The organism is Pseudoalteromonas rubra (assembly GCF_005886805.2).
Classification (GTDB): domain Bacteria; phylum Pseudomonadota; class Gammaproteobacteria; order Enterobacterales; family Alteromonadaceae; genus Pseudoalteromonas; species Pseudoalteromonas rubra_D.
The window spans coordinates 4,235,479-4,261,184 of the sequence record NZ_CP045429.1 but is presented as its reverse complement, the minus strand read 5'-3'; the positions used below and the strand labels follow the sequence as shown (position 1 = coordinate 4,261,184).

Here is a 25,706-nt window from a genome sequence, read left to right as displayed (position 1 = left end):
GGGGAAATCACAACAAACCACAGAGAAAAAAAACGCCTTGATCCAGAGCAAAAACCCACCGATTAATATGAATTTTTTACCCACCAGCTCGTCTAGCTAATCAACTGGGGCAAAGGTTTTACTTTTGTCCACAATTTCAATAACTAAGAATGAATGGGTAAAGCGATATGCAAGTTGCCGGAACGGCTCTGAAACGCTGTGCGATATTGAGTGAACAGGCCATTGCACTGACTCAGAAACTGGTGCGTTATAAATCCATTACCCCGGACGATGCCGGCAGCTTTTGCTTTTTAGTTCGCAAGTTGCAGTCGCTGGGGTTTGACTGTCATGAAGTGACGCGTCAGGGGGTCCGTAACCTGGTGGCCAAACAGGTATTTGGCCCGGGTGAAACACTGGCTTTTGCCGGACACCTGGATGTGGTGCCGCCAGGTCCGATGGAATTGTGGCAAAGCCCGCCCTTTGCAGCCAATATTCAGGATGGTCGACTTTATGGTCGTGGTGTTGCGGATATGAAAGGCGCGATTGCCTGTTTTATTGCCGCCGTTGAATCGATCCTGGCGCAGTGTACACGTGGCAGCCTGATGTTTTTGATCACCTGTGATGAAGAAGGGGAGGCAGAGCATGGCACCGTCGCACTGATGAGCTACCTTAAGCAGCAAGGGGTTGATCATCTGCCAGATTACTGTCTGGTTGGTGAGCCCTCAAGCCGCAAGACGTTGGGTGATGTGCTCAAAATTGGTCGTCGTGGATCCTTGTCTGCGCATATTCGGGTCTATGGCCGTCAGGGCCATGTGGCCTATCCGCATAACTGTGATAATGCCACCCATCACACCGCGCGATTATTGCAGCGCTTGTTGGCGCTGGAATGGGATAAAGGCACACCACAGATGCCAGGCACCACGTTTCAGGTTACGCAGCTCAACAGTGGTGAGTTTGTTGACAATGTGGTGCCGGGCGCGTGTGATGTCTGCTTTAATTTTCGTTACAGCAGCCGCTTTAATGAGGCGGAGTTAAAGCGCATGATCGACGACATTTTGCTGGATCTGGATTTAAATTACGACATTGAGTGGCAACGTCCCTGCGCACCCTATTTTAATCAGGCGGATGAATTCGTCGCCTTGATCTGCAATGCCATAGAGGCGGTGGTGGATCAGGTGCCTGTGTTGACCACAGATGGCGGTACGTCTGATGGGCGGTTCATTGCCTCCAGCCATACTCAGGTGATTGAATTTGGCCTCAGGAACGACAATATCCATCAGGTCAACGAATCGGCAGACGTGCAGGATATTTCTGATCTGGCACATATTTACCAGTTGGTGATCCAGGCGTTCTGCCTTGATCCGCAGCGGTTGATGGACGCTCAGGTTGAGCAGCTGGAAGCGTTAACTTAATCGTTTGAATGAGGGCGTGACGTTAAAACGTCGCGCCACCATCTAGGGTGATCACCTGTAAGGTGGTATGAGAAGACAGGCTGGATGCCACAAACACAATACTGTCGGCAATTTCTTCTGCAGTGGCCAGCTTCTGCAACGGGATCCCCAGCTTATACTGCGCTGCAAAGCCATCAATCACTCGCTGTGCACCCTTTTCATCTTGCCACATGCCCGTCTGCATTGGTGTCAGCGTCGAGCCTGGTGCTATCACATTACAACGCACACCAAAGTTGGCCAGCTCCAGCCCGGCTGTCAGCGTCAGCTGTGTCACCGCAGCTTTGGAGGCGCAATAGGCTGCCATTTGCTGGCGTGGGGTATCAGCGGCGTTGGAACCAACAGTGACCACTGCGCCTTTACCTTGCTGTTTAAAATGCGGCGTGCAGGCGCGTAAAAAAGTAAACACTGCGGTGCTGTTGACGGTTTGACAGTGCTGCCACTGAGCCAGCGTCAATTGCTCCAGGTCGCCCAGCTCCAGCACCCCGGCGACATTGATCAGGTTGTATGGGGCAAGTCCCTCCGCGACCAGTTTGTCCAGCTGTTGCGCGAGCAGCTCCGGTGCACTTAGGTCACATTCCACGGCACGATGCAGCACACTGAGATCGCTAAACTGGCGATCAAAACCAATCACTTTGGCACCCAGCGCATGAAAACGCTGTGCGGCGGCCAGGCCGATACCCTGGCCGACGCCACTGATCCACACGATCTGCTCGTGATATTCCTGTTGCAGTCTGGCATCAAACGACATATCCAGCTCCAGCAGTGAGTTCATTGATGACCGAGTTGAGTGTGCGATTCGGTTGTGCTGACCAGCTGCGGGCTGCGGCGAAGATCTGTGTCTGCACTTGCTGCTGCTCAGAGTCTGTATAGCGGGCGACGTTGGCGTCGGTATCCAGCTTAGCCGGTTGGTCCTGCAGCAAGTGCCATTGCAACATGATGTCGTCGGTGGCGCCGGCGCTGAGAATATGCGACTGACACGCAACGGCGCCGTATTTAGGGTTACTGGAAAACGGTAATAGGTTGACGGTCGGGCCATATACGTGCGGGCTCAGGCCTTGCTTGTTGCGCTCGCGTTTGAGCTCTTCAACCCGAAAGGTCTGTAGCGCTTTGAGAGATTTGATCCCCTGGTTGATCACCCGGCAGCACTGACTGAGGGTCATCTCAGCATCCAGTACCAGTGGCAGCGGCATCACGTTGCTTTGCACGCAGGGGGTGCTGAGCTCCACCTGATGCTGGCGGTTCATCATGATCATGCCCAGGGTGACATGGTACTGCCCCGATTTGGCGACCAGCGCGGCGCACACGGCGGCGATCAGCAACTCGGCATGACCGGCCTGACATAAGGAGGCTGCCGACTGAATGGTATGCCAGTCTGCACGGCTCAAAGTCGCACTTTGGCGGCGGTTAGCCTCAGTCACATCCGCCTCACTGGTGCTAAAACTTTTTGCGGGCGGGGTATTCTCAAGCCAGGAGATCAAGGTGGCTTTCGCCACTTGCTGACGTGCCAAATAGGTTTCGCTGCGTTGCCATTCGAGCAACTGGCTTTGTGTACCAAAGCGCAGATTGGGCAGTGCCCGGCCTTTTTGCAGTGCGTTATAGCTGCGGTTCAGTGCCTGTGTAAACAAGCCAAATCCATAGCCGTCGAGCAGCAAATGGTGACCCACAATAAACAGCAGGTCTTGCTCTGGGGTACGTACCAAAGTCAGTTTGAGCAAGGCCTCATCGGGCAATGAAAAACTCTGTGCCATATACGGTGCAACAAAGTCATTGGCAAAAGCCTGAATGTCTTCTGGCTGGGTGTCCTGGGTTTGAATGTGGATCTGTGGCACCTCCTTATTCGGGCTAAGCTGAGGCACAAAACTGGCGTCATGGACAAACCGGCCCGCCAGACAATCGCTGCTTTGCCACACGTGGGCAAGCGCCTGTTGTAACATGGTTGCGGAGATCTGACCCTGAAACTCGATACACTCGGCGACGTTAAACAGTGTCCCCCGGCCGCTGATGGTGTGCAGCAGCCACATCGCCTGTTGCGAGTCGGTTAATGGCAACGCGCTGGACATCAGTCCTCCTTACGCTCTTCGAGCAGCTCAACCCAGGCCGCCAGTGTCGGGATCTGAGCCAGTTCGATAAAGTTGGTTTCAATGCCTTGTTGCTGCCACAGGGCAATGAGGTTCATCACCTGCACGGAATCCAGACCATAGTCGATGAGACTTTCATGTTCATCAAACTCATCCTCCTCACAATCAATCAGCGGCAGGATATGCGCTTTGAGGCCTTCCAGTGTGGTGATGTCCTGCGTTTCTTCTCCCAGGATCTCGGCGACCGTCGCCACTTTACCGCAGCGTCCAGCCACAAAGTTCAGTGCCATCAGGTGCTCATCGCGGCTGAAGTCGGCAATCGCATCGGCAATCACAAACGGCTGAATGTCACGCATAAAGGCATCTACCGCGGTGGTCATCACCCCGATATGGCCGTAGATACCGACTATCATCAGCTGATCACGGTTGCGCTCACGCAGTTGCGTTTCAAAGTCGCACTTTTGAAAGGCACTGTAGCGCCACTTGGTCTGGACCACATCCTGCTCGCCTGGTGCCAATGCATCGACAATCGGCTGTTGCGCCGGGTCTTGCAGGCCCGGGCCCCACATATCGCTCAGTAGTCCGCGTTCATGCTGACCCTGCTTGATTGGCTGGGCGGTGTAATAGACCGGAATACCCTGGTCGTAACAGAATTGCTTGAGGCGCTGAATGTGGCTGATCATGGTTTCAATCAGCGGGTTATTATCACCGTAGTAACCGACAAAATAGTGCTGAACATCGTGGATCAACAGGGCGGCACGGTTTGCATCGAGCTGCCAGTCAACGCGGTTTTCGGGTAACTCCGCAGCGCGGGGTAACGGATAATGGGATAGCTTAGGAATACTCATCGTGTTTTTGCTTCTTTTATTAATCAGGCCTGGCCGTCGAACGTGGCACGCAGGGCTTTTTTATCGACTTTACCGACCGCAGTCAGGGGCAGGTCGGTTACAAACTGGAACTTATCGGGGACTTTGAAATCGGCGATCCCCAGTTGACGCAGGTATTTGCGCAGTTGCAAAGGGGTAAGCTTTTCAGCGGCTACCACAAAAGCGCAACTTTTCTCACCCAGCGTGGCATCGGGCATAGAGACAATGGCAACCTGCTCGATGTGCTGATGGCCCAGCAAGTGGTTTTCCACTTCTTCGGCCGCTATTTTCTCGCCGCCACGGTTGATCTGATCTTTATCTCGCCCGACCACAATCAGGTGGCCAGAGGGCAGTTGCCTGACCAGATCACCGGAGGCATAAAACCCCTCTGCATCAAATGCACTGGCGTTATGCTGAGGTGATTTGTAATAGCCCCGGAAGGTATACGGGCCGCGGGTCATGAGTCTGCCGGCTTCACCCGGGGCGACCGGCTGGCCGTGTTCATCAACGACTTTGATCTCATCATCCGGGCTAATGGGACGTCCCTGGGTCGTCAGTACCAGCTCGTCATCATCGTCATGGCGGGTGTAGTTCACCAGACCTTCTGCCATGCCAAACACTTGCTGTAGTTGGGCACCCAGCACCGGCCTGACCTGCTCGGCCACGGTGCGGCTGAGCTTAGCACCCCCAACCTGGATCAGCGCCAGGCTGCTCAGGTCATGGTCGCTGTGTGGTGCATGTTGCAACCACAGCTGGAGTGCTGGCGGTACCAGCGCGGTGTGGGTTATGGCAAAGCGTTCAATCAAGGCAAAGCAGTTACTCGGGCTGGGGTCTGAAGCCAGGATCACGGCGCCTCCAGCTGCGAAGACGCCCAATGCGCCAGGTGAGCTGAGGGGGAAGTTATGGGGTGCCGGTAGGGCACACAAATAACGGGTATCGCCATGCAGCTGACAAATATCCCGGCTGGCAACAACAGAGTACAGGTAGTCGTTGTGGGTGCGCGGGATCAGTTTCGGAGTGCCGGTGCTGCCGCCAGAGAGCTGGAAAAAGGCCACATCTTCGGGGTTGAGTTTCGGTGCACAGAAGCTGCGTGGTTGTAAATACGCTTGCTTCAGCTCACTGTTGCCTTTGCTGTGGTCAACCATGATGTGGTTGATACAGGCAAAGCGATTGTACAATTCCTGAGAGAATGATTCGTCTGTAAACAAAGGCTGAGCAGAAGAAACCAGCAGCAGCTTAGGTTGCAGGATCTCACAATAACTTTGTAATTCAGTGCGCTGATGATTAAACAGCGCGCAAACCGGTGCTACGCCAAGCTTAAGCAGCGCAAAGTAGCTGATATAGAACTCCACACAGTTGGGCAGCTGAACCAGCGCGGTATCGCCTTGTTGCAACCCCTGACTGGCCAGGTGGGCTGCGAGGTTGGTGCTATATTCATCGAGTTGCTGATAGCTTAGTTGCCGGTTGGCATCCGCCACGGCAATGCCATGTCCATTGTGCACCAGTTGGTCGTCTAGAATACTGGTAAGCGGTTTATCCTGCCAGTAGCCCTGGGCGCGGTAGTGGGCGGCCAGCTCTTCGGGCCACGGGGTATATTCAATACTCATAGTGTGTGTTTCGTTGCTAAGTGATAGGCATGCCGTACGTCCAGCGCGTTCAGCATAGTGTTTAATTTGGCCTCGGTTTCCAGCCACTCTGAACTGGGGTCGGAGGCAGCCACAATACCGGCACCGGCAAACAAGGTCGCCAGATTGGCTTGCAGGTAACCACAGCGGATCACCACCACCCATTCGCCATTGCCCTGGTTGTCACACCATCCAACGATCCCTGAGAATAAGCCGCGGCCGTGACCTTCCAGCGTGTCGATGTGCTGGTACGCCAGTGCTGTGGGTTTACCACACAGTGCCGGCGTTGGGTGGAGGCGGTTGGCCAGCGCGATTGCGGGCTGCTGTGGGGTTGTGAGTGTGCCTTCGATAACCGTTGATAGATGCCACATGGTGGCTGTGCTAAGCAGATCGGGTTGCTCGGGTATATGCAATTGGGTACACAACGGGCCGAGGATCTGTGCCATGTCCTGCAAAACCACAGCATGTTCATAGCGGTCTTTTTTCGATGCGAACAGGGTTGAACGGCGCTGTGCTTCGACGCTGGGGCAAGGGTCCCGGGGGATTGAACCGGCCAGCGGGTTGCTAAAAATTTGTCCGTCAGATTTGCGTAGTAATAGCTCAGGGCTGACGCCCATTAATACCCCAGCTGCTTGCTCAGTATCAGCATCATGCAACTGACTGGGGATCGAAAAGTGATAACCACTGGGGCTTTGTGCCAGCAATTGAGCGAGTACGCCAACCTGATCCAGTGGTTGCTCAAACTGTAATTCAACCTGTTTACTGAGTACGATTTTATCCAGCTCACCGTCAGCAAATAAGGCTTTGGCATCGCGCACGGTTTGCTCAAAGTGTGCCCGGTCTTGTTTGTAGTGCACGGACTGCAAGCGATTCGGTGTCTGAGTACTCGTATGCTGTGCACTCAGACATTGTGCGAAGAGTTGTTTATCCAGCGTGCTGACCTGCTCCGGGATGATAAACTGAGCCTGCTGCTGCTTACAAAACGGTATCACTCCAAAGGCGATAGCATGATCCTGGTGGCTGGCTGCGTGCGCATCTAATTGTTGTTGCAGCTGACTTGCCAGCGCCTCGTTATCATTAATGGCCAAAGTAAAACGTTTGGCCATACCACGACTTACCAGGCATGACTGTCCGGAAACAAATAAACAGTCCTGCTCGGGCCGGAACTCGCCAAGTTGGTGCGTTTGGGTAGGTTCGGATAATTGACCAGCATGCATGGATTTACTTTCCTCTGTTAACTCTGTCTGTAGCGACGCTGATGCAAACTGCGTTCAGCGAGATGTGACCAAGACGACTCATTGTGAAAAAGATTTAGTGCTGCAGGCCATTTGCTTGCGGGCTGTTTTTCGTGCTGCCATGAATTCCGGGCGCTTAGGGCAGTCACCGCAATAGTCTTTGTGCGGGTGAGCGTGAAGTAAGCAACAGGCACCTCGCACACGTTTTCCACCTGCCATGTATTCATTGCGCTGTGCTCTGAACAGCGGGTTAGGCTGGTCTTGCCAGCAATCACGGTGCAGCAGGGTACGGACATCCTGTTGCAGCCCAGAGGCATCCGGTAGCACACTGGCAACGGTGGTGTTGATTTGGCGCAGGCGAAACACCAGGTTGCTCCACAGTACACGCTCAGCGATGCCAAACTGGGTTGAGAGAAAGTTATGAAGCGGGGCAAAGTGGGTAAAGATCACCGGGTGATATTTGGCCCTTGTGCTGCTGCCTGGGATAAACGGCTGACCACAGGTGCGCAACATCAGGCGCTGAGTGGTTAAACACAGCTGCACGTCCTGAGCTGCAATAGGCAGACCCCGGTTGAGCACACTGTGGCTCAGTAACATCGTTGGGAGTACTCTGACGCAGTAGCGCATATGCCACACGGAAGCAAGTGCCCGGGGTGAGTCAATCCCCTCGTGCAGCGCCCAGTGGGTGATGGCGTTTTTTAACGCATTCACCTCGGCAAATTGGTGTGCCAGAGTCGGTAAGTCCGGGGTGTGTGACAAAGTGACGGCTTCGCCATATTCCCTGAAGGGCCCCTGAAAAAACGGCTGTAATGTTGGAAGCAAGCGTACCTCGTGGTTGATTTGCTACAAATACCTAGTCATAGACGTTTTGTGGGTGAATTTTTTTACTCTCTGTTCGTCACCACCTAAAGCAAATCTACGTCAGCATAGAAGAGAGACCCCGTGCTTGCAAAATTGATCCGTAATACCTGGTGGCGATTTATCGCGACCGCACTCAGCAGTGTTTTGTTTGGTCTGATCAGCGTGTCGCTGGTCGCGCTGATCAACGAAATCATTAACAGTAATCAGGATGGCCGCTCTGAGCAGTTTGTCTGGTTTGCCGTACTGGCCTGCCTGGGGGTGAGCTTGCAACTGGCTTCTAAATTACTCGCAGAGCAACTCAGCCAGCAAAGTCAGGCGACAGTGCGCCGCGAGGTAGCAGAGCACGTCATCGGCGCGCAATTCAGTCATGTAGAAGCGCAGGGGGCCGGTAAGATTAAATCGTGTCTGACCGAGCACAGCCTCAAAGTTGCGGAGTTCTTCCAGAGTCTGCCAAACATTCTCAGTAACGCCATGGTGGTGCTGGGCAGCTTTGTATATATGGCCTGGCTTGACTGGCAGGTGTTTTTGTTCGCACTATTGACGCTGGTACTGGGTTCTGTGGGTTACAGTCTGGCCAATGCCAATGCCTTTCGTAAAGTAACCGAAGCGGCAAAAATTCAGGACTCTTTGTACGATCAGTTCGATGCCATTTATGCCGGTGCAAAAGAGCTTAAGCTGCACCGCAAAAAACGTGAGACTTTCTTTCAGGATGTAATTGGCAGCACCATTACTTTGCTGCAAAAGCGCCGTGTGCAGGGTGCCAGCATGTATCACTATGCGGCATCCTGGGGGGGCTTCAGTGTGTTTGCCTTTATCGGCGGTGCCCTGTTTTATCTCTCTTCGCCAGGTGCGGATAGCGGAAAAGTTATGTCGGGCTTTGCGCTGTTATTCCTGTACATGCTGACACCGCTGGAAGTGATGCTGGCCGCGATTCCAAAGGCCGCCGCTGCGAAGGCCTCGGCCAATACCATTGCCACGTTAACGGAAGAAATGGCGTTGATGCCACGCAGCAATGAGGCCATGAATGACTTTGATGAACTTGCCCTGTCGGACATCAGCCACGGTTATTACCATGAACAAAGTGATGAGGTGTTTGCCCTGACACCTATCAACCTGACCTTGCGCAAAGGTGAGCTGATCTATCTGGTTGGTGGTAACGGCAGTGGTAAAACCACTTTTGCCAAGCTGTTGTGCGGTCTGTTTGAGGCGCAGCAGGGGCAAGTCTCAGTGGATGGAAAAGCAGTACAAGCAGCGCAGTTTGATGATTATCGTCAGTTATTCAGTACGGTTTTCAGTGATTTTTATCTCTTTGATCGAGTCTTGGGCTGTGAGGGGCAGGCGCTGGAAGACAAAGGCAATGCCTTGATCCGCAAGCTCAACCTGCATCATAAAGTGGCCATTAAAGACGGCGCGTTTACCACCCAGAAGTTGTCGCAAGGACAGCGCAAACGTCTGGCGCTGGTGGTGGCGTACATGGAAGACAGACCGTTTTATATCTTTGATGAATGGGCGGCAGATCAGGATCCGGTCTTTAAAGATGTCTTTTATCGCGAGCTGCTGCCAGAGCTTAGCGCTCAGGGTAAAACCGTGCTGGTGATCACCCATGATGATAAGTATTTTGATCTAGCCGACAGGCTACTGAAAATGGATAACGGCTGTCTCAGTGAACCGCTCATCACTGCGAGTACTAAGACGCCGAAACAACACTCAGCGCTGGCTTAACGGCCAGCGCGCAGGCAGCACTCGGTCAGGACCAACTCATCGTTGAGCTGGTAATAGACACTGATTTGAGTGCCCTGTGGCAGGGTTTCATGGAGTGTCTCTGTGAGCGTAAAATGCAATTGGTTGTGACTGAAGTCGTTTAGACAGGCGGCCTCAAAGCCAAAAAAGCGTTGTACGACCGGGTACAGCGCTTTAAAAATACTTTCTTTGGCGGAGAAGATCAGGGTAAGCGGGGAAGTCTGTACCTGACTCAGTTGCTCAAACGCAGTTTGCTCTTCCTTTGCCAGGATCTGTTTTTGTAGCTCCTGCTCTTGCTTATCCGACATTTTTCTTTCCAGATCGATGCCTAATCCCAGCACTAATGGATCATCACTGACCATGGCCATAGCCAGCTCCTGAGTATGGGTAATGGTGCCCTGAATGCCCTCTGGCCATATGGGGGCACGACTGTCTGCACTGGCAACTATGGTATGGGGTCGTCCCAGCGCTTTGAGTGCCTGACTGGCGCAGTGACGTCCGGCCAGGTACTCCGCTTTGCGCTTGGCGACAGCACGGCTGAGTTTATCCGGCAGTGGCTGGGTGTAACGGGCAAAGTCGCTGTCCTGATACGCGGCAACGCGAAAAGCACTACTGTGACTGACGAATGGCAGCTGGGGTGTAAATAGTTCGACTGGTGTTAACGACATACGGCTCCCTCTATTAGTGCCAGCCAGTTTACCGATATAAGGAAGGGTTGCAAGCACACTCAGGGGCAAAGCCTGGAATAAAATTAAGGGGACTACGGTTGCTGTGGGTTGGGCACACAAGGTATGCCAGGCAAGACCCGATATTCGCCTGTCTTAGGGTAAAATAAGACACATTGCTCGCCACGTATTTGCAATTCGAAGCCCGTTACGCCACCTTCTCTGCTGCCGAGGATGGGTTGCCCATAGGCATCGAGTATATTGCCTTTTTCAAGGAACAAAGTGGAGCGCTGCATAAACACATTATTGGCTAGTTTGGGCGCCTTGCCGCCCTTGAGGGCGACGATGACGTGTTGTATTTCACGGATCATGTCCGGTGTGGTTTGCTCAATTAAAGCCGGACGCACAGGCGCTGCCTTGCTGTATTGGCAACCACTGAGCAGCAAGGTTAGTAAAGTGGCAAACCAGCCCGAACATTTCATCATTATTGTCCTTTCAGTGTAGAGTGGATTGCGCCATCACGCAGTGGTCTGAACGGCAGCGTCACAGTGTTATGCTCATCCGCCTGTTCATTGTCGCCTGGTCTGGCAGAGACCCCCGCCGCTTCGTTGACCAGACAGGTACCTGTTGCGCTATGATGCAGTGCCGTGGCCAGCAGCTGTTCGTTTTCGTCACCTAAAGCACGACTCAAATCATCACTCACCTGGCAACCCGGTACTTTTCCATCTAATCCGGTTTCGCCGTTTATCTGGCTGGCTGGCGTTGGCATAAAACCACTGGCATAGTCACCAAACCCTTTTTCATTGGCTGACTTTGACTGAATGGTGTAATACACCATGCCACAGTTAGGGGCTGGCAAGAAACCGTAGGGTTTACCACGTGTGGTGGTGCCTATCTGGATCACCTCAATATCAATACCACGCAAGCCGTTGATAACCATTTCACTGGCAGAGGCCGTGTCATCGGTGGTCAGTACGTATACCTTAGAAAGATTCAGGCTGGGTAATGTGGTGTCGTTGAGAAATACATCCCGTGTCCAGTCTATCCGGCGAGGCTCGAAGGTATATATTCGGTTCTCACCCTGGCGCTTATCATTATAGGTCGTGACGCCGAAATTGCGGCTGAGTGAACCATCGCCGGCGATCATATAACCAAGCTGTGCCGCGCTGTGGATAAGCCCACCACCGTTATAGCGCATATCCAGCACCAGCTCATTGACACCTCGATCAATAAAGGTCTCAAACGCGGCGATCAGAGGCTCCTGTGCCGTAGGAATAAACTGATTAAACTGCACATAACCGACGGTTTTGTCTCCGTGTGATATGACTTTAGTGTGCTGCACCGGTGTTTGTTCAAAATCCGCAGCGGTCATCGTGGCCGATTTTTCTTCGCCTTCGACAGAGCGAAAAGCAAAGGTATAGGCTTTTGGATCGCTGGGAAACAGCGCCTCATTGAATAGCGTGACGTTGTCGCCGTCCACGAAATCCTCACCGTCGATGCTGATCAGGCGATCACCCCTGCTCAGCCCTGTGGCTGCGGCCGGCGAGTTTGGCTCGATATAAGCAATGGTAAAGTTACGATCCGGTGAGGCTGTTTTGATAGCAGACCAGTGAATACCATAGCTGGTGGTCACACCGGACTGTTGCTCTTTTTGATATTCTTCGTAGGTATTAGAAAAGTGAAACTGATCTTTCAGCGATCCATCCGGATTACGTTGGGTGGTTTTTAGCTGGGCAAAATAATCAGCCACTGAGCTGAAGTCCTGCGGATCGTTGTCAGCAAGTTCGTCGTACCATAAATAGGTTTCATGGCTGAATGAGCGAAGCCACATTTTTTCGTGCATGGCCGTTCCAGCTCTGTCCGGAAAAGGCTGGTTATTGTTAAATTCATCCTGCCCGGTACGCGGATTAGCGCAGTAGTTAATGAAGTTAGTGGCAGGTGGAAACACACCGGCCTGCCAGCTGGGCTCGGTGCTGCTGCCCCCTGAGTCTGAACCGTTATTATTGTTGTTATCCGGCGTAGTCACAGTACCTGAATCACCGCCGTTGCCGCTCTCGGTACCGCCGCCACCGCATCCTGAGAGCGCTGTGAGGGTTAAAGCCAATCCGATGGCAAGGTGTAAGTTGCTGAATTGCATCATGGTTTTATCCTATATATTCATTGCGCTAAAAACTATCAACACTATTCCTACAATACAATAGATAGACCGGGTTGACTGTTAATTAATGTCAACAGCAGCAAAAATAATCAATTTATCCCTTATTTTGAGTATAGAGTAGGTGCCTGGTTGCGCAATATGTTGCCCATGCCGGCTAGGGCGAAGCGGGGCCGTCGGAGATCTGAGACTTGCGCAACGTCGCCCGCCAGGCGGGTAAGTAAGTTAACAGCAGCAGTCCCAGGCAGATGATATTCATCAGCAGGTTCAAATAGAAAACGGATTGAAATGCGGTAGTTCCCGACAACGCATGGATCCCTTGTTCTATCCTGCTATATTCTCTGCTCGTGGCATCTAAGCTTAAGTAGCCTGTTGATTCCATTGCATTGCCTGCGGATTGCCACAGCTGGTCTGATGCAATGAGCTTGCTGCGTTCATATAACAGGCTAAAGAGCATCACACCCAGCGCTCCCCCTATTTGTCGGGCAAAATTGATCATGCTTGAACCATAAGCCAGCATAGGTCCTTCAAGGTGTCTGAGCGAACTCACATATAAGCTGGGAAGCATAATTGACATGCCAATGCGTGACAGGGATGTGGCCACCACAATGGCAATAATCGCACTTGAAACATCTTGTTGTGCGGTGAGCCAGATGGCGTATGCATTGATCAGCAAACCACATAAAATAATTTCTCTGGGTGGGAAGCGATCGGATAACCAGCCCGAAAAAGGCGCCATAACGGCCATGATAAGACCCGGAATGAGCAGGGCTTCGCCAGCCTGGCGGGCACTGAGCCCTCTGATCTCAAGTAAGTAAAGGGGCACGATTAAAATGGAGCTGAACAAAAAGATCCCCAGTACGCAGATCACCACGATGTTGACGCTAAACACGGTGTCTTTAAACAGTGCGAAGTTGACCAGAGGCTGAGCGGTCTGTTTTTCAAAAAAATAGAACATCAGCGCCAGCAGGGCACTGACGCCGCAGCTTATTGCAAACTCGGTGGCATACACGCCGACCTCTTCAACCAGCTGTAAACTGATGAAAAAGCCAGACAATACGCCAGTCAAAATACACAAACCCGCCCAGTCGTAAGCGTACGCGGCCTGGTGTGGTTTATCTGGATTTAAAAAGATCAATGCACATAGCAGTGACAGGGCTGCCATCGGAATTTGAAACGCAAACAGGCCGCGCCATGACATAAAATCGATTAAATAGCCGCCGATCACCGGACCAAGCGCAGGGGCTAACAGCATAATCGCGCCAAAAAAGCCCATCGCAATGCCCATTTTTTCTCTGGCAAAAATGCGCCCCAAAATAATGGTAGCCAGTGGGGCCTGCAATCCGGCCGCAAACCCTTGCAAGGCACGGCCGCACAACAAGCTGAACAGGCCATCTGCCAAAGCGCCGATCAGTGAGCCTGAGATCATGATGATGAAACTGACTATAAACGTGTATCTGCAACCAATGCGATTCACCAAGTCCGCGGTTAATAACATTGCAATGGTCATCACCACCATGTATAGCGATACGGTCCAGTGCGCTTCACTCAGGTCCATGGCCAGTTCTCCCATCACCTGCACAAAAGCGACCTCAATGGTGGTACTGCTGAGTAAGGTGGAAAAGCTGCCGAGTCCAACCGTAAAAATACATGCAACGGTTTGCCTGTTAAACATAGGGATCCTTTACAGTGGAATAATCACGGTACTCATCATGCCCGGTGCGACCATGGATGAGGTGGTGTTATCTAATTTGATATCCAGCGTGAACCTTTGTTTTACTCTGACAAAATCGCTGCTCATTTGACTGGTGGGGATCAGCGCCAGTTTGTCATTGCTGACTGACGCAATTCGGGTGATCACTCCCGAAATCGTCTGTCCGGGCTGATAGCTTAACTGCACTTCAACTTGTTGCCCCAGGTGCACTTTGCCAAGGTCACTTTCCAGTATGTTGGCCTCGACTTTGAGGCTGTTGAGATCATGCATCATATACAGACGCTGGCCTTCTTCGACATATTCACCATGACGGACAAAGACTTCATCAATCACGCCATCAAAGGGTGCCGAAGAGGTCAATTTTTCCAATTGATATTCCAGCAGCGCGCGTTGTGCCTGAGCGGCTTGCTTTTGACTCTCTAACCTGGAAATCTCATGTAAAATTAAGTCGGCCTGGCGCTTTTCATTACTCAGCAAGGCCTGATTGACGGCGTGTTCCGCAATTCTGGCTTGATGAATATCTATGTCTAGTAGCGCCTGCTGAAGTGCTGACTGGGCGGTGAGTTTATCTTGCCTGGAGACCGCTGCCGTGGTTGCGAGGTTCTGAATATTGTCTGTTTTCTCCATTTGTAAGCGGGTGCTTTCTTGCTTGAGCGCCAGTTCCCGGTTGAGTAGCTCCTGCTGCCAGATAAACTGTGTTGCCTGCTCTTTGTTGTTGGCAATGGCGACCTCATAGCGTTGCTGGTTGAGTTGTTTTTCGGCTTCAATCTGAGCGATTTCAGCGTCAGAAACTTGCAGTTGCAAGCGAATTTCCCGTGCGTCCAGAGCGATAATTTGCTGACCTTTGGGCACCCGCTCTGAGCGCAGTGCCGCATCCGCCATCACAATGCGACCATCGCTTTCACTGCGGATAGTGATCAGATCTGCACTGACCCGGGCATTGTCTATCGTCAGGTACAGTCGGCTGTATGCAACGGCCCAGACTGTGGTCGTGGTGATCAGGATAAAAATAAACAGCGCAATGGCTTTATTGCGTTTGGAGAGACTACTCACGACTCGGATTCCATATTGCTAAAATAGTGTTGAAGTCGGTTTTTGACGGTTTGACTGGCAGCATAGTGATAGGCGCAGGCCTTAAACTGTGGGTAGTATGCTTTATCCGTCCCGATATAGACTGCCAGCCAAGCCTGAAACTCTTGCTGTTGCATGACGGCGGTTTCCAGCCGCGCACAAAGCAAGGCTTTTACTTCCTCATTGGGTTCAAAGCCGCGTGCGATGAACTGTAAAATCCTGATACAGATCACATTGTCGTGGGCCAGTCGCTGCGTACACATGACAAATGACAAACGGCGATGTTTGAGATCAGACAAGCCCTGCTGTGAAGGGTCGAGAATATGCCCGCTGTCAAAGCAATAGTAGAGCGCATTGACGGCGAAGTCCCGTGACAGGACATCGGCTTGCAGGCCTGTTATAGCGGTGGTTGCTGACTGCATCACTTCGTCATGCTGGTGTGACTGAGACAGGCCGACTCTGGGCGGCACGGGCATGGAGAAAGCGGCTTCGCGCAGTATATTGATGTCTAATTTATATTCAGATCCGAGCACGGTCACTAACCCAAAATCTGGGTCAGTGAGCAGTTGATGGGGCTGAAATATATTAAGGCAAAATGCGTACAGGTCGGCAAAACTGGTGTTCACAGACAGATCAATGTCTTGTGCTTGCTGGCCTTCAACCCAATCTCTTGGTGCTCCGCCTGAGATAAACACCGACCAGGTTAGTGATTGCATCTGTGCGATGAGCTCGCCAATCGTCGCCGGGCTTGCCTGGTCGATGCGCTGTGCCATCGCGGCGTGGATCAAATGCTGGTGGTGCTCTGGCAAAGTGTAATGATCATACATAGTCATGGTGTCACTAAATTACAGCTGGGCGCAGCAAACAGGATGATAGCCTTCCAGGGTGTGGCGTCCGCCAAGACTGGGCAGTTCAAGCAAGAAGCCGGTACCCACGACATGCGCACCCAGTTGTTCACACAGCTTGATGGCAGCCAGGCAGGTCCCGCCGGTACCCAATACATCATCAATCAGCAGGATGTGATCATTCTGGTCAATGTCGTCTTTGTGAATGTGCAGGCTGTTGTGTGCATATTCACTGCTGTAATCGGTGCTGATGGTTTCACGCGGTAGTTTGCCGGGCTTTCGGATTGGCACAAATTTTAAATTCAATCGATCTGCCACCATAGCTCCAATGATAAAGCCCAGTGCGTCAATGGCTGCCACACAGTTCACTTTGCCCCGGTAGTGCTCGGTGAGCTGCGTGATAGCCCGGTCTCGTTCATGGGCGTTACTCAACAAAGACGTAATGTCATGAAATTTAATGCCTGGTTTTGGGTGGTCCTGCACGATGGCAATGTGTTGTGAGATCATAGTAATTCTTCCTTATTGAGCGTGGAGTTAAGTGATAGCAACTCTAAAATTGTGCGCAGTGCCGCGGGGTCAGCACCAAGCAACTGCACAACCTGGTCTAAAATTGAGGCTTCCGCCGGGCGCATGGGGATCAGCGCTTTGGCTGTTTTAATGTAAGACAGTGCATGGGCACGATGGCGAATGGTATTGCGCGCTTCGGGGTACAGCCACTTTAACGGTGCGGCCAGTGCCTGCAAGCGGTTTGACGGGGAGAGCTCAAGTACCCCGCTGTCTTGTTCTGCCCGGATAAATACGGAGTGCTCGACTTCTGATGCTGAGTGTTCATAGAGCTTATTCAGGGCCAATATCACAAGCTGACCGGTTTCAATGGGGGCATTTAATCGGTAGGTTTTACCATCTTGCGCGCTGGTGAGGGGTTGCTCTGCCAGATAGTAGCGGCTGAGTTGTTCTGCGATGGCTTCGACCAGATCATCCGGGGTTGAAAATGGCTCAGTCACTAGGGTGTCGTATAGATGTCGGGTCAGGCAGGTGTAGACAAACCCGTCTGCGACAATTTGACTGTCCAGGTCGCGTTTACCTGGTAGAGAAATCATACTGCGAAATTGCTTGTTGGTGATCTTGGCACTCAAGTCGTGATAATAGCAACCGTATAGTGTGGGCTTACACAGGGTGCTGACCAGGTGTGCAAAATCATGCAGATCATACACCGCCTCATCACCGAGCCGCTTGACCTGTTCACTGTGTCTGTAAAATGCGTCATCGCGATAGTACAGCACCTGTTCTTTGCTGAGCTGAAACTGGTTTGGTGCAATCATCTGCCCACACGCTGCTTTACTGGGCCAGCTAAAGACAAACTGATTGATGGTCAGGTTGTAAATGGTATTGAGCAGTTGTCGCTGTGACAAAACTCGGTAAACCTCATCGATTTGTTGGCTCTTTGCCGTGATTGTTGCCAACCGTGCGGAGACTTCACGTCGGGAAGCAAAAAAGATCATGCCATAACGGTGGGCGATAAAGGCCAGCTGGAATATTTCCCTGGAGTGTGTCCATAATTTTGCAATCGGCTCAGGCAGCTTGGGCAATGCATGCTGCTCGAAGCAATCATGCCAGCTTTGCCAGAATAACGATTTGACGAAATGGTTATGCTTAAGCACTCTGTCAGCTTGATTTACAAACGGCAGCTTAGCAGGGCTATAATCAAACATGCTGCCCTCCTAATGCTAACTGTTGTGAAAGTGCTTCGAAGTGACTGCAATACCAGGTCGGCTGCATCGCCAGGGCTGCCTCATCATCGCCAAAGCCATGGGTCAGATAGGCGCTGTCGGCACCGATGGCATGAGCAAATGCCAGATCAGCTGTGGTGTCGCCAATATGCAATATGTGCTCGGGTTTAATGTCAGGGTAAGCCGGGCGGATCACTTGCTCATAGACATCTGGCTGTGGCTTGCCTGCTATGCCGACGCGCTCTCCTATCACATCGTCAAAGAGCGACGTGAATGCGTACTGCTGTACGAAAGAATTCAGTGCGGCTTCGCCCTTATTACTGACGATCAGGCACTGCGCACCGGCTTGTCTGAACGCCATGATGGTGTCTCTGGCATGAGGAAATGGTACTTGCAACTGATGGTGTTCCTGATTGTATAGTGCCCGATATTGGTGGCACAGTGCATCCAGCTCAGTGGCAGACAGTGGGTGCTGATGTAACTGGGCAATCACAGATTTAAGCGGGGTACCCACGGATAACTGCGCGTCTATCTGTGTCTGTTCAGTACCTGGAAATAGCTGCTGAAGTGTGCTGATAATGGCAGGCGCGGTGTCACACAAGGTACCATCAAAATCAAACGTGACTAGCTTATAGGTTTTCAAAAGCTCTCTCCCTGATGATGTTAATTAATGCTTGCTCCGGGCAGGTCTGGTTAAGCGTCAGGTCAGCTGCCTGGTTGAGTTGCGGGTGCGACCCGATGCAGACGCCCACATGTGCTTGTTTGATCAGGTGCAGGTCGTTTGAATCATTGCCAAAGGCGATACTATTAAGGGGATCGATATCGAGTTGCTGAAACAGGTTGGATTTACAACACCCGGTTGGAGAGATATCAAAAAAGTCGACGTCAGCATAAGGGTAGACCGTGATCCCAAGTTGCTCAGCATCTCTGTTCAACAGTTCAATGAGCTGGGTATCAAACACCTGAATTTTATTGATACCCTGGGCCAACGCCGCTTGCTGGGAGATTTTGGGTGCTTTGTAACTCCCCTGGGTGTACTCAAAAAAGGGGTGGCTGGTGCGACTCAGGTAAAACCCCTGCGCACAATCCAGAATATAGGGCGCATCCAGATCCTCGAGCAAATGTATCAATCGGATGCTGGTGTTCTTAGTGAAATGTTGTTCAGCGTAAACTTTGTGCTGCTTAAATAGCAAAGCCCCATTGGTACAAGAGATAGTATTGTTGCGTAGCTCGGTTGGCAGCACCTGTAACACATCCCGAAACGGCCTGGCTGTGGCGAAGATCACGTCGCTGTCATCACTTAATTCGACCAGGGCGTCGGTCAACGCCGTACTGACGGGTTGGTTGTTAAAGGCGATTGTGCCGTCAATGTCAAACAGCCAATGTCTGGCTTTTATTTCTGTAAGCATAATGCGTTCACTTTAAATTAAGAACGCGACAAGGCCGCTGTGGCGTCGGTATGTTTATAATATACGGCCAGGTCAAGCGCGGTTTCCTGTGCGTCTGTCAGGGCGTTTTGATCAGCGCCAAGTGAAAGTAACAGCGTGACTGCGTCGGCATGGCCTTCGACTGCGGCTTCATGCAAAGGGGTACGTGCACTAAAAGAAGGCACATCCGGGTTGTTGGTTCTGGCTTCTAAATCGGCGCCTAGCGTGAGTAAGGTATGGATGGCATCAAGCTGACCAAAGGTAGCAGCTTTATGCAGTGCGGTACTGCCGTTGCCTGTCGCCGTCTCAAGCGCGCAGCCCTTGGCGACCAGGGCATCGATGACCTCACACTGCCCCTGAATCGCCGCATAATGTAAGGGGGAGTAGCCTTTTTCGTCTTGCACATTGACCGCTACGTTGTCTGCTTGCAAAAGTGTGGTTAGCTGAGTCCATTGTTGCTGTTGCGCTAGTTCTAAAATTTCCTTGTTCATTCCAACCTCGTCTCTAAGAGTTTTTTGTTATGTTTTATGATCTGGGATGGCAGCGCTGGACACACTGTCCGCGCTGCTTTTCGCTTATTGATATGAAAGTTTTTCTAATAGTTCTTGTGCCAGGGGCAGGGAAGCCGCTGACAACAGAGAGTCGCGTTTTAATAACTGATCCTGATTGCCGTGTAAGTCCATGACCACAGCACCGGCTTCTTGCAAACACACAATCAGTGCGGCGCTGTCCCACGGCTTCATGATGGTATCGATGGCTGCATCGACTCGGCCGCAGGCGACCTGGACATGCTGAATGCAATCACCTGACAGTTTAAAGAGTCGCGCTTCGTGAAATACGTTATCGATCCGCCACGGATACTTGCCATTTTCAAGCCACAGGTTGGTGCCATGAATACCCGATGCAGTGATCACCGCCTCTTTGACTGAGGAGACTGGATCCTTAATGGTGACTCTGGTGGCCGCTTGATAAGGTGTTTCAATAAAACAGCCGTGTCCCTTAGCTGCGTAGCACACTTCATTGATCCCGGGTAACGCCACACATCCTAATATGGGTTCGCCCTTATCAATCAGGCTGATCAGTGAACCATAAATAGGCACTCCCAATCGGTACCAGGCTGTGCCGTCAATGGGGTCGATTAGCCAGTAAGTGTCTTGTGTCTCCATCCCTGATACACCCAGCTCTTCGCCAAACACGGGGATATTGTAATCAAGGGATTTAAGCGCCAGGCTAATGAACTCCTCAACGTTAATGTCCACTTTACTGACAAACGTATTATCACTTTTCATAGAGAACTCAGCATTGAGCTTAGATTTCTCTATTATTTGTGCTGCTTCCTTTGCAATTTTCACCACTTCATCAAGTAAATCAGTAAGATTCATTTTTTGTCCCAATTTGATTTGTCATGTTGTACACGATCAAGGTCAAAGCCAGTGATGAGTACAGGATAAATTTATAAGTGCTTATGTCCTGGTGGTATAAATGAAACCCGATGATCATGCCTAAAATAGGAGACATAATCTGATATAAAGACAACACATTAAAGCTCACTTTTTTACTTGCACTCACAAACAGTGTGAGTGGTAAAAGGGTAATGAAGCCCAGCATTAATAGCATTGCCCAGTCATTTAATTTCACACTTTCTATAAATCCAAAATCAATGAAAAACCACAATAAACAACACAGCGGCAGCATCGCTTTGGTTTCATTAAATAGCCCTGTTAATGGATCAAGGTTGTGCTTCTTATGCCACAGTAAATACAACACAAATGGCACGGAGATCAGCAGACCTATAAATGGAAAGTTGCCGCTAATATAGAACTCAAGAAAAACGATAAAGAGGGAGAGCGAGAAAAAGAACCAATCCTTTTTCTGATTACTCTCGCCGCTAAAAATACTCACTGACAGCAATAAAATCGGCAGTAAAAGATAGGCGTAACTTGCCTCAATTACATAACCTGATTTTATTGCTACGGCATACCCACCCCAATTCAGCATTAATAATAATGCGGGGATTAGGTTTAGCTTTAAGCTAAAGCGCTGCGTTTCCTCTGCTCTCATTAACTTTAGGTACAGACCCAGCAATATAAAGGTGCTGATAATTTGTGCCAGCAAGAAGAAAAGCGGGGGATACTCGCCAGAGAAATAAAAATATAAAGGCAGAGAACCCCAAATGACGTTTGCGGATATACCTTTTAAATGGTATTTAAGCATGGTCTTTATAGGTCTCTAATTCGAGTGTTTTCTCGACCATTCTGTGGATCGCCGGGTCGTCGGTGAGTGCTTTTACTTGCTCTAGCGGTATCCATTGCAACTGTGTTGATTCCGCATTTTTAATCGCTTTTGCCTGCGCCGGGGCAACAAAGTAGCAGGTCACATCATAGTGCGGATGCTGCGGTATTCCTTTGTATTCCGGGATATCGTGAATATCGATGTCGAGCACAAAGGTGTTTGCTGATGACAGTGAGGTGATGCCGCTTTCTTCGGTTGCTTCTCGCAAGCAGGCATCAATAAAAGAGCTGTCTTCTGGCTCAATGTGGCCACCAAGCTGAAACCACTTGCCAATTTTGGCATGCTGAGTGAGCAACACGTGCTGGCGATCATGAGACAAGACCCAGGCAGAAGCGGTAAAGTGCCCTGCCTGATTGCTACTGTAAATGGGGTCGTCACTGCTTTTCAGGAATGACAACATATGCTCCCGATACTGTGCCTCTATCTCGCATGTCGTCGCGTAGTTTTCTAACAAACCCTGTAGTTCTTTGATTGTATTTTCTTTGTTCATGAGTCGTCCTTGGTATGCTTACAGTTGTGTTGACCAGTTACGCAGCGAGGTGGTTAACTTGTCTTCCAGTTGGCTAAAATCGATTTGCTCATGGGCTAAACACACGAATGAGTTGTGTCCCTGCAGCATGAAAATACCCTCAGCGATCATGGTCTGTTTCAGCTGCTCTCTGGCCGCAAAGTTGTTCAGCATAGGGTCTGAAAAGCGCAGATCAAACAGGGTGTCGTTTAATAAGCTGGTTGCGCTGAGTAACTCGGTTGTGGCCGAGTGGGTGATGGCGGCATTGATGGTTGCAACAATCTTTTGGCAGATGAGCGGCAGGCGCGCATAGCCTTCTCGTTGCTGCATTATGTCTGCGACTATGATCCCGGCGTGCGCTGACAGGACTTCTTTAGTGTGGGTACCGCCAATCCTCGCGCTTTGATAAATTTTGATGTGCTCTGGCTTGCCGAGCAGCACCGCCAGTGGTAATCCATTGCCCACGGCTTTACCAAGGATGATGTAATCTGCCGGGATCGCTTGCGTATCAAGCATGCCTGCCGGGTTTGTTCTGCCGGCGGTTTTGGTTTCGTCGATGATGATTTTTATGCCATATTGACGACACAGCGCGGTTGCCTGTTGTAATGTTTCAGTGGTCATGAATGCCAGCTGGTAGACATCAATGGCAAAGGCGGCTGTGGTGTCGCCGTGTTCGCTCAACAGTGCTGTCAGGCTCGCGATATCACCATCAGTCCAGTTAAATACGCCCTGCTCACCATCAATCCCGCGCATACCTTGTGAGAATCTCAGTGCTTCGCGCTTTTCACTGCCTGGCCATTCGTGCCAGCTTGGTGTGTTGGCAATCTGGCTGTCGTGCCATCCTAAGAAACCACAACGGATGAATTTACTGCGACCTGTTTCCAGCATGGCGCAGCGCATTGCTGCGGTTACGGCTTCTGAACTGGTTTTGAATAGGGTAACAACTCGCATATCCTGATACTGGGCTTCATACACTTTGGCAAGTTCGCTATGCACATCGGCAAAACCAGGAAATGACAGGCCATTGCTCAGTTGTTCTGATACTCTGCGCACAAACTCTTCATCAGAATGGCCTAATATGACGGGTCCCAGGCCCAGAATGAAGTCGATATACTGGTTGCCATTCTGGTCTGTCACTGTGTAGTTCTTTGCCTTTTTAAATAAAATAGGTGCATCATTTTTGGCAAAGTACCTATCACTTCCTACTAACGGTGAAATCATTTTTTTCCCTTTTCTTCTCTTTTTATACGGTTGCTACATGTTGAAGGCGTTCATTTTTCGGCAGTTTTCTCCAGCCATCATAACTAAACCCATACATTCGGATTAGCCACCTGTCATTGCCATCGTACAGGGCGTGGTTGGTGAGGTTGTCTCTGCCATGCAGGAGTGTTCTGTTATTGAGAATGAGGACTTGTCCTGGTTTGAGCACGAGACGTGTGACGGTACGCTCATCATCAAGGTATGCCTTGAGTTCCGTCAGTGCGGATTTGGCACGTGGCGTTAACCCTTCCAGCTTGCTATAGCTAAAGCGAATGTTGAGCTTGCCATTGATTTCCGCGATGACGCTCACCCCTTCGTTTACATAGTTAATGTCGAAGCTAGACTGGCTGGTGGTTCTAAATTCGGGCCGCATTAAATTGCGAATGGTTGAGTAGGGCAGGCTATCCAACAGATCTTGCAAATACCAAACCCGTGTAGCGCAATTGGTTGGGTTCCTGATGCTGGCCAGACCAAATATGTCGGGTGCAATACAGTGCTTGTCTGTATTGGTTTTTATTTCTTCAGGCCAAAGCCCATTCACCACTTCGGTGTGTGGTTTGAGCTGTTTTGTTGAGCGGCTTTGATATAACGGGTTATTTTTTGCTGGCATCACCATGTGGGCTAAACGCCCATTCATTTCACCTTTATAACTGGCAACTTTGTGTCCAGTTAGAGAAATTAATCCCATTAATGTTGCCGCTGGCATTTTCCATGTTTTATGTTCAGGTGGATTATCATTGCAAGGCGTCGATGGTATACCTGATGTATCAAAACAGTTGTTAAAGATTATCCAGTCATATTCATTGTCTTCAGCAAAGTTTTCCACTTTTTGTAAGATAGACTGATTTTCAAATAGTTTTTGCCGTATTACGTGCTTTGCAATTTCACTAATAACGTAAGGCTCTATTTCTTGATCATAATTGCTCAAGTTGCTTTGCAAATAACTGTGCACGGCATTTGAACTGGTCAACCCTTTGCTGAAGTTAAGTTCCAATCCTCGTCCTTTTGGAACTGCGCTGATACTCATTGCCTTAACCTCCAATGATGTTAATTCTCAATTATGAGCTTGTATGTTGAGGTTAAGGGTACTTGAAGTAATGTTCAGAATCTCATACATCAGATGTTACTAAGTGGAACAATCAGTGGAATATATGTACAGACAAGAAAAGGCGAGGAGGCATGATATACCGCTGATATAGTATATCATCTTGTGTTAAATTTTTGTGTTATAAAGAGAAAAAAATAATCATGTTGCGGAGTGATATAATTATCACTCCTGGCCGGTTAAGTATTTAGACTCGGGATCAGTGTGATAAGTGCATCGATGAAGTTTCTTACGCGGCTCGACATATTGTCTCTGTGCTGCAACAAGGCATTGAGCTGCACTTCGTGTGTCCACTCCTCAAGACATGTCTCTAACGTCCCGTCTTCAATGTATTGCTTCGATGTAAAGTCTAACGCGGTGGCAATACCTGAGCCGTCTAGTGCGAAAGAGATCAGCATTTCATCACTGTCACAGATATGGGACGTCCCTATATCAACTAAAAACTGCTTTCCAATATCACTGAAACTCCACTTATTACCGGTTTTACAGTGGCGATAGCGAATACACGGGTGATTAATTAACTCACTTGGATGACTGGGTTTTGGGTGGCTGCGCCAGTACTCTTTACTGGCAACAACATAAGTATTAAATGTCGTAAGGCGTTTGCAAATATAGTTGCTGTCGGGTAACTCTCCCAGGTGTAAAGCAACATCCACTTTTTCTGCGACCAGGTCTCCCAGGTTGTTGTCGACCATAATATCTAAAATGACGTTGGGGTGGCTTTTTTTATATTGACTGAGGAGGGCATGAAAGACTTTGTTATCGAGGACGCTGGGGATTTTAACTCTGAGTAGCCCTTCGCTGTTTTGTGAAAAATCACGGAGCATTTCGTGACTTTCTGAAATGGCCAGATTGAGCCGTTTGCATTGCTCAAATAGGGCATCGCCTTCACGGCTCAGGGAAAAGCTTCTTGTGGTTCTGTTGATAAGCCGAACGGAATACAAGGACTCAAGTTCAAACACATGATTTGTTAGGGTACTGCGCGATTGGCCTAACTTTTTTGCAGCTTTGGAAAAGCTACCACTGAGCGCAATATGATAAAAAGACTGAAGCCAGATACTGAGCTTCGCTTGGTTATCCGATACATAACTGCACATCT

General features: G+C 50.4%; 25 protein-coding genes. 2 read left to right on the top strand and 23 right to left on the bottom strand.

What is annotated here, in order from left to right; translation table 11 throughout:
• Positions 1-167: 167 nt before the first annotated feature.
• Positions 168-1,391 (top strand): succinyl-diaminopimelate desuccinylase, encoded by a 1,224-nt coding sequence (dapE, locus tag CWC22_RS18310; protein ID WP_138537251.1) that lies wholly within the window; start codon positions 168-170, stop codon positions 1,389-1,391.
• Between the two features lie 22 nt (positions 1,392-1,413).
• Here dapE and CWC22_RS18305 read toward each other — a convergent pair whose 3' ends face one another.
• The 6 genes from CWC22_RS18305 to fhuF form a co-directional block, all read right to left on the bottom strand.
• Positions 1,414-2,202 (bottom strand): SDR family oxidoreductase, encoded by a 789-nt coding sequence (locus CWC22_RS18305; RefSeq protein ID WP_230090590.1) that lies wholly within the window; start codon positions 2,200-2,202, stop codon positions 1,414-1,416.
• On the bottom strand, positions 2,168-3,490 hold the full coding sequence (locus tag CWC22_RS18300; RefSeq protein ID WP_138537253.1) for a condensation domain-containing protein: 1,323 nt from the start codon (positions 3,488-3,490) through the stop codon (positions 2,168-2,170). Before CWC22_RS18300 ends, CWC22_RS18305 begins: the two co-directional genes overlap by 35 nt.
• Entirely contained in the window at positions 3,490-4,356 is an 867-nt protein-coding gene (locus CWC22_RS18295) for an isochorismatase family protein (RefSeq protein ID WP_138537255.1), read from the bottom strand. Before CWC22_RS18295 ends, CWC22_RS18300 begins: the two co-directional genes overlap by 1 nt.
• Before the next feature lie 23 nt (positions 4,357-4,379).
• Positions 4,380-5,981 carry a (2,3-dihydroxybenzoyl)adenylate synthase gene (locus CWC22_RS18290; RefSeq protein WP_138537257.1) on the bottom strand — a complete coding sequence of 534 codons (1,602 nt, stop codon included), beginning with the start codon at positions 5,979-5,981 and terminating at the stop codon, positions 4,380-4,382.
• Entirely contained in the window at positions 5,978-7,216 is a 1,239-nt protein-coding gene (locus CWC22_RS18285; RefSeq protein WP_138537259.1) for an isochorismate synthase, read from the bottom strand. The genes CWC22_RS18290 and CWC22_RS18285 overlap by 4 nt, the downstream gene beginning before the upstream one ends.
• Positions 7,217-7,294: 78 nt before the next feature.
• Entirely contained in the window at positions 7,295-8,056 is a 762-nt protein-coding gene (gene fhuF, locus CWC22_RS18280) for a siderophore-iron reductase FhuF (protein WP_138537261.1), read from the bottom strand.
• A gap of 120 nt (positions 8,057-8,176) precedes the next feature.
• Between fhuF and CWC22_RS18275 the strand changes: the two genes are divergently transcribed.
• On the top strand, positions 8,177-9,817 hold the full coding sequence (locus tag CWC22_RS18275) for a cyclic peptide export ABC transporter (RefSeq protein ID WP_138537263.1): 1,641 nt from the start codon (positions 8,177-8,179) through the stop codon (positions 9,815-9,817).
• Here the strand turns inward: CWC22_RS18275 and CWC22_RS18270 are convergent.
• From CWC22_RS18270 to CWC22_RS18190, 17 genes are all read right to left on the bottom strand, one after another.
• Positions 9,814-10,503: a 4'-phosphopantetheinyl transferase family protein gene (locus tag CWC22_RS18270; RefSeq protein WP_138537265.1), complete on the bottom strand. Its 690-nt coding sequence runs from the start codon at positions 10,501-10,503 to the stop codon at positions 9,814-9,816. The two genes, CWC22_RS18275 and CWC22_RS18270, sit on opposite strands and share 4 nt — an antisense overlap.
• 92 nt (positions 10,504-10,595) lie before the next feature.
• Positions 10,596-10,985: a hypothetical protein gene (locus tag CWC22_RS18265; RefSeq protein ID WP_138537268.1), complete on the bottom strand. Its 390-nt coding sequence runs from the start codon at positions 10,983-10,985 to the stop codon at positions 10,596-10,598.
• Complete coding sequence (locus CWC22_RS18260; RefSeq protein WP_138537270.1) at positions 10,985-12,640, bottom strand: S41 family peptidase; 1,656 nt, start codon at positions 12,638-12,640, stop codon at positions 10,985-10,987. Before CWC22_RS18260 ends, CWC22_RS18265 begins: the two co-directional genes overlap by 1 nt.
• Before the next feature lie 172 nt (positions 12,641-12,812).
• A complete protein-coding gene (locus CWC22_RS18255) occupies positions 12,813-14,330 on the bottom strand; it encodes a DHA2 family efflux MFS transporter permease subunit (RefSeq protein WP_138537272.1) in 1,518 nt (505 codons plus the stop codon).
• Between the two features lie 9 nt (positions 14,331-14,339).
• Entirely contained in the window at positions 14,340-15,422 is a 1,083-nt protein-coding gene (locus CWC22_RS18250; RefSeq protein WP_138537274.1) for an HlyD family secretion protein, read from the bottom strand.
• Positions 15,419-16,273, bottom strand: a complete 855-nt coding sequence (locus CWC22_RS18245; protein ID WP_138537276.1) for a hypothetical protein — start codon at positions 16,271-16,273, stop codon at positions 15,419-15,421. The genes CWC22_RS18250 and CWC22_RS18245 overlap by 4 nt, the downstream gene beginning before the upstream one ends.
• A 12-nt stretch (positions 16,274-16,285) precedes the next feature.
• Entirely contained in the window at positions 16,286-16,792 is a 507-nt protein-coding gene (locus CWC22_RS18240) for an adenine phosphoribosyltransferase (RefSeq protein ID WP_138537278.1), read from the bottom strand.
• Positions 16,789-17,997 (bottom strand): hypothetical protein, encoded by a 1,209-nt coding sequence (locus CWC22_RS18235; RefSeq protein WP_138537280.1) that lies wholly within the window; start codon positions 17,995-17,997, stop codon positions 16,789-16,791. Before CWC22_RS18235 ends, CWC22_RS18240 begins: the two co-directional genes overlap by 4 nt.
• A complete protein-coding gene (locus CWC22_RS18230; protein WP_138537282.1) occupies positions 17,990-18,658 on the bottom strand; it encodes an HAD family hydrolase in 669 nt (222 codons plus the stop codon). Before CWC22_RS18230 ends, CWC22_RS18235 begins: the two co-directional genes overlap by 8 nt.
• Positions 18,645-19,424 (bottom strand): HAD family hydrolase, encoded by a 780-nt coding sequence (locus tag CWC22_RS18225; protein WP_138537284.1) that lies wholly within the window; start codon positions 19,422-19,424, stop codon positions 18,645-18,647. Before CWC22_RS18225 ends, CWC22_RS18230 begins: the two co-directional genes overlap by 14 nt.
• A gap of 17 nt (positions 19,425-19,441) precedes the next feature.
• On the bottom strand, positions 19,442-19,933 hold the full coding sequence (locus CWC22_RS18220; protein WP_125558718.1) for an ankyrin repeat domain-containing protein: 492 nt from the start codon (positions 19,931-19,933) through the stop codon (positions 19,442-19,444).
• 84 nt (positions 19,934-20,017) lie between these two features.
• A complete protein-coding gene (locus CWC22_RS18215; protein ID WP_125558720.1) occupies positions 20,018-20,824 on the bottom strand; it encodes an inositol monophosphatase family protein in 807 nt (268 codons plus the stop codon).
• Positions 20,811-21,656, bottom strand: a complete 846-nt coding sequence (locus CWC22_RS18210; RefSeq protein WP_125558722.1) for a hypothetical protein — start codon at positions 21,654-21,656, stop codon at positions 20,811-20,813. The genes CWC22_RS18215 and CWC22_RS18210 overlap by 14 nt, the downstream gene beginning before the upstream one ends.
• Positions 21,649-22,224: an NUDIX hydrolase gene (locus CWC22_RS18205; RefSeq protein WP_195879833.1), complete on the bottom strand. Its 576-nt coding sequence runs from the start codon at positions 22,222-22,224 to the stop codon at positions 21,649-21,651. Before CWC22_RS18205 ends, CWC22_RS18210 begins: the two co-directional genes overlap by 8 nt.
• A gap of 18 nt (positions 22,225-22,242) precedes the next feature.
• Positions 22,243-23,463 (bottom strand): aminotransferase class III-fold pyridoxal phosphate-dependent enzyme, encoded by a 1,221-nt coding sequence (locus CWC22_RS18200; protein ID WP_138537288.1) that lies wholly within the window; start codon positions 23,461-23,463, stop codon positions 22,243-22,245.
• Positions 23,464-23,485: 22 nt separating this feature from the next.
• Positions 23,486-24,529, bottom strand: coding sequence for a TauD/TfdA family dioxygenase (locus CWC22_RS18195; protein WP_010383819.1), 1,044 nt, complete (start codon positions 24,527-24,529; stop codon positions 23,486-23,488).
• A 257-nt stretch (positions 24,530-24,786) separates the two neighbouring features.
• Complete coding sequence (locus CWC22_RS18190) at positions 24,787-25,704, bottom strand: LysR family transcriptional regulator (protein WP_010383817.1); 918 nt, start codon at positions 25,702-25,704, stop codon at positions 24,787-24,789.
• Positions 25,705-25,706 lie beyond the last annotated feature (2 nt).

Coding starts and splice junctions, on each gene's coding strand:
- dapE (WP_138537251.1), top strand. CDS start 168: ATGCAAGTTGCCGGAACGGCTCTGAAACGCTGTGCGATATTGAGTGAA.
- CWC22_RS18305 (WP_230090590.1), bottom strand. CDS start 2,202: ATGAACTCACTGCTGGAGCTGGATATGTCGTTTGATGCCAGACTGCAA.
- CWC22_RS18300 (WP_138537253.1), bottom strand. CDS start 3,490: ATGTCCAGCGCGTTGCCATTAACCGACTCGCAACAGGCGATGTGGCTG.
- CWC22_RS18295 (WP_138537255.1), bottom strand. CDS start 4,356: ATGAGTATTCCTAAGCTATCCCATTATCCGTTACCCCGCGCTGCGGAG.
- CWC22_RS18290 (WP_138537257.1), bottom strand. CDS start 5,981: ATGAGTATTGAATATACCCCGTGGCCCGAAGAGCTGGCCGCCCACTAC.
- CWC22_RS18285 (WP_138537259.1), bottom strand. CDS start 7,216: ATGCATGCTGGTCAATTATCCGAACCTACCCAAACGCACCAACTTGGC.
- CWC22_RS18270 (WP_138537265.1), bottom strand. CDS start 10,503: ATGTCGTTAACACCAGTCGAACTATTTACACCCCAGCTGCCATTCGTC.
- CWC22_RS18265 (WP_138537268.1), bottom strand. CDS start 10,985: ATGATGAAATGTTCGGGCTGGTTTGCCACTTTACTAACCTTGCTGCTC.
- CWC22_RS18260 (WP_138537270.1), bottom strand. CDS start 12,640: ATGATGCAATTCAGCAACTTACACCTTGCCATCGGATTGGCTTTAACC.
- CWC22_RS18255 (WP_138537272.1), bottom strand. CDS start 14,330: ATGTTTAACAGGCAAACCGTTGCATGTATTTTTACGGTTGGACTCGGC.
- CWC22_RS18245 (WP_138537276.1), bottom strand. CDS start 16,273: ATGACTATGTATGATCATTACACTTTGCCAGAGCACCACCAGCATTTG.
- CWC22_RS18240 (WP_138537278.1), bottom strand. CDS start 16,792: ATGATCTCACAACACATTGCCATCGTGCAGGACCACCCAAAACCAGGC.
- CWC22_RS18235 (WP_138537280.1), bottom strand. CDS start 17,997: ATGTTTGATTATAGCCCTGCTAAGCTGCCGTTTGTAAATCAAGCTGAC.
- CWC22_RS18225 (WP_138537284.1), bottom strand. CDS start 19,424: ATGCTTACAGAAATAAAAGCCAGACATTGGCTGTTTGACATTGACGGC.
- CWC22_RS18220 (WP_125558718.1), bottom strand. CDS start 19,933: ATGAACAAGGAAATTTTAGAACTAGCGCAACAGCAACAATGGACTCAG.
- CWC22_RS18215 (WP_125558720.1), bottom strand. CDS start 20,824: ATGAATCTTACTGATTTACTTGATGAAGTGGTGAAAATTGCAAAGGAA.
- CWC22_RS18210 (WP_125558722.1), bottom strand. CDS start 21,656: ATGCTTAAATACCATTTAAAAGGTATATCCGCAAACGTCATTTGGGGT.
- CWC22_RS18205 (WP_195879833.1), bottom strand. CDS start 22,224: ATGAACAAAGAAAATACAATCAAAGAACTACAGGGTTTGTTAGAAAAC.
- CWC22_RS18200 (WP_138537288.1), bottom strand. CDS start 23,463: ATGATTTCACCGTTAGTAGGAAGTGATAGGTACTTTGCCAAAAATGAT.
- CWC22_RS18195 (WP_010383819.1), bottom strand. CDS start 24,529: ATGAGTATCAGCGCAGTTCCAAAAGGACGAGGATTGGAACTTAACTTC.
- CWC22_RS18190 (WP_010383817.1), bottom strand. CDS start 25,704: ATGTGCAGTTATGTATCGGATAACCAAGCGAAGCTCAGTATCTGGCTT.